Raw genomic sequence first — 3,418 nt, 5'->3', positions numbered from 1 at the left:
CATGCCACCATAGTCGAGCAGCAGTTTGTGATTGACCAGTTGGTGCATTACATCAATAACGTGCCGCCGCAGGTGGCTTGAAGCAGTCAAAACCCGGGGCAGGCCTTGTTGCAAATAACAGGGCCTGCCCCGGGCGTTTCATATGCCCGGCAGCAGGCGGCCGCGTAGTACGGACAAGGCCGGTGCAATCTCTTCGTGCATGCTCTTGGCGCTCCAAGCAAAGCGCGGGCCGCTGGCGTTGAGGCTCAAGCCGCTGCTACTGCCGGCTAAAGGCGGTAGCGGAATGGCAACCGCCATCACGTCTTCATCGTATTCACCAAACGATTCGCAAAACCCTTTATCCAGATAGTGTGTCCGTGCCGCTGCCAGAGCCTGCTGGGTCGCCGGCCAGTCCTGGCCGTAGCGCAGCGCCAGTTCGTCATCCAGTGCTTTGCGTTCATTGTCGGCTAGGCCTGCATAGCAGGCACGACCGATCGCACTGGTGGCCAGCGGCACGCGCGAACCTATGGTCAGTTGCACGCCGATACGCGCCTGACTGCGGCAGGTTTCCAGATACACCATATCGGTGCCATTGCGTAGTGCCAGGCTGACCGAGATATTGTGTGTCAGTGCAAACTCGCGCATTAGCGGGGCCGCCATGCTGCGGATATCGTAACTGGCCAGTACCGACGATCCCAGTGCCAGCACCGCCAAGCCCAACCGGTAAAAACCGCTGTCGCCATCCTGTTGCAGATAGCCCAGTTGCAACAGGGTGTAGCTCAAACGCGACACTGTGGATTTGGGCAGGCCGGTGCGTTTGGCCAGTTCCTGATTGGACAGTGCGGTCTCGCCCGGCTTGAATGCCGACAGTACCGCCAGACCGCGTGCCAGTGCGGTGACAAACAGTCTGTCTTTGTCTTCTTCCTGCATATGCTCATTCCTTGGGGTGGCCTGCTATGTCATTCGGCAATAAAGGGCTTTACATCCGCTATCCGAGTGGATAGTCTATTCTGCAATGTAGAACTAAATTCCGCAAGGCGGAATTAATACACCGGAGACATATCATGGCCGCCAATCATAGCCGCGCCCCGTTCAGCTGGGACGATCCACTTCTGCTTTCTTCTATGCTCAGTGACGAGGAGCGCATGGTGCAGGAGGCTGCCCGTGCCTACTGTCAGGACAAACTGTTGCCGCGAGTCTTGCTGGCTAACCGTGAAGAACGCTTCGATCGCGAGATCATGAACGAGATGGGCGAACTGGGGCTACTGGGCTGCACCATCGACGGTTATGGTTGTGCCGGTCTCAACCATGTGGCTTATGGCCTGATTTCGCGCGAAGTCGAGCGGGTGGATTCGGGCTACCGCTCGGCCATGAGTGTACAAAGTTCGCTGGTGATGCATCCGATCTGGGCCTACGGCTCCGATGCCCAGAAGGACAAATATCTGCCCAAACTGGCAAGCGGTGAATGGATAGGCTGTTTCGGGTTGACCGAGCCCGATGCCGGCTCCGACCCGGCCGGCATGAAGAGCCGTGCGCGCAAGGTCGATGGCGGTTATTTGCTGAGTGGCAGCAAGCTGTGGATTACCAATAGTCCGGTGGCCGACGTATTTGTGGTCTGGGCCAAGGATGACGCGGGCGAGATCCGCGGCTTCGTGCTGGAAAAGGGCATGCAGGGCCTGTCTGCACCCAAGATCGAAGGCAAGTTTTCCTTGCGTGCATCGATTACCGGCGAGATCGTGATGGACGATGTGTTCGTGCCGGATGAAAACCTGCTCGCGGGTGTGACCGGGCTGAAGGGGCCGTTTGGCTGCCTGAACAAGGCGCGCTACGGTATTGCCTGGGGCGCGATGGGCGCGGCCGAGTTCTGCTTCCATGCCGCACGCCAGTACCAACTGGATCGCCAGCAATTTGGCCGGCCGCTGGCTGCCAACCAGATTCCGCAGCTCAAGATGGCCAATATGCAGACCGAGATCGCGCTGGGTCTGCAAGCCGCACTGCAGGTCGGCCGACTGATGGATGAGGGGCGTGCCGCACCGGAGATGATCTCGCTGATCAAGCGCAATAACTGCGGCAAGGCGTTGGATATTGCCCGCGTCGCGCGCGATATGCACGGCGGCAACGGTATCTCTGACGAATATCATGTCATCCGCCATGTGATGAATCTGGAGGCGGTGAATACCTATGAAGGCGCGCACGATGTGCATGCGCTGATTCTGGGGCGTGCGATCACCGGTATTCAGGCATTTTGCTGATTAATTGCAGAGGTGGCAGCAGGCTGCCGCTTTTGCTTGTTTTTCTGTCTGTCCTTGACGCCCGGCCTGTCCGGGCGCTTTTTTTGCGGTCAAGCGACCGCAGGGAGATGTCATGTCTGGTGCGCTTGCCGGTATTAAGGTAGTGGATTTATCGCGGGTATTGGCCGGGCCGTGGGCCGGCCAGCTATTGGCTGATCTGGGTGCCGAAGTGGTCAAGGTGGAGCGCCCCGGTGCGGGTGACGATACGCGGCAATGGGCGCCGCCGGCACTGGCCGATGGCTCGGCCGCGTATTTCCTGTCGACCAATCGCGGCAAGCGCTCGCTGACCATCGATATCACCCGGCCCGAAGGGCAGGAGATCGTGCGCCGGCTGGTGGCCGACGCCGATGTGCTGCTGGAAAACTACAAGGTGGGCGGGCTGGCAAAATACGGCCTCGACTACGAGAGCCTGAGCGCGATCAATCCGCGGCTGGTGTATTGCTCGATTACCGGCTTCGGTCAGGATGGCCCGTATGCCGAGCGCCCGGGTTACGACTATATCGTGCAGGGCATGAGCGGGTTGATGAGCATCACCGGCCCCGCCGACGGCGAGCCGCACAAGGTGGGGGTGGCGGTCACCGACCTCTTTACCGGACTGTATGCCGCCAATGCGGTGCAAGCCGCCTTGCTCTCGCGCACCCGTAGCGGTGTCGGACAGTATATCGATATGGCGTTGTTCGACTGTGCCGTGGCGATGCTGGCCAATGTCGGGATGAACTATCTGGTGGGGGGGGAGACCCCGCCGCGTCTGGGCAATGCCCATCCCAATATCGTGCCGTATCAGGTGTTTGCCTGTGCCGACGGACACTTTATTCTGGCCTGCGGTAATGACCGCCAGTTTGCTGCGACCTGCACAACCATCGGGCAGCCGGCACTGGCGAAGGATGCACGCTTTGCCACTAATCCGATGCGGGTTCAGCACCGTGAGTTGCTGGTGCCGCAACTGGCGGCGGCTTTTATGGCGCGTTCGCGCGATCAGTGGTTGCAGATGCTGGAAACAGCCGGTGTGCCGTGCGGCCCGATCAATACCGTAGACGAAGCCTTTGCCGACCCGCAGATCCGCCATCGCCAGATGGCGCTGCAACTGCAGGACAGTGCCGGGCAGCAGGTGCCGCAAGTCGCATGCCCTATCCGCCTGTCCGGCACAC

At 60.1% G+C, this 3,418-nt stretch carries 3 protein-coding genes; 2 read left to right on the top strand and 1 reads right to left on the bottom strand.

The features are described 5' to 3' along the window. Positions 1-138: 138 nt before the first annotated feature. Complete coding sequence (locus ACRC1E_RS07105; protein ID WP_438514414.1) at positions 139-909, bottom strand: IclR family transcriptional regulator; 771 nt, start codon at positions 907-909, stop codon at positions 139-141. 134 nt (positions 910-1,043) lie between these two features. Between ACRC1E_RS07105 and ACRC1E_RS07100 the strand changes: the two genes are divergently transcribed. Both ACRC1E_RS07100 and ACRC1E_RS07095 read left to right on the top strand, forming a co-directional pair. After that, on the top strand, positions 1,044-2,231 hold the full coding sequence (locus ACRC1E_RS07100; protein ID WP_438514413.1) for an acyl-CoA dehydrogenase: 1,188 nt from the start codon (positions 1,044-1,046) through the stop codon (positions 2,229-2,231). Positions 2,232-2,343: 112 nt separating this feature from the next. Beyond that, a partial coding sequence (locus tag ACRC1E_RS07095) for a CaiB/BaiF CoA transferase family protein (protein WP_438514412.1) occupies positions 2,344-3,418 on the top strand: 1,075 nt, incomplete at its 3' end.

Source organism: Craterilacuibacter sp. (assembly GCF_051659485.1).
Lineage (GTDB): Bacteria > Pseudomonadota > Gammaproteobacteria > Burkholderiales > Chromobacteriaceae > Craterilacuibacter.
Note: the sequence above shows the minus strand (reverse complement) of the source record. Positions and strands in the feature narration are given on the sequence as shown.

Bases quoted from the DNA above. Each gene is read 5' to 3' on its own strand.
- ACRC1E_RS07100 (WP_438514413.1), top strand. From the start codon at position 1,044: ATGGCCGCCAATCATAGCCGCGCCCCGTTCAGCTGGGACGATCCACTT.
- ACRC1E_RS07105 (WP_438514414.1), bottom strand. From the start codon at position 909: ATGCAGGAAGAAGACAAAGACAGACTGTTTGTCACCGCACTGGCACGC.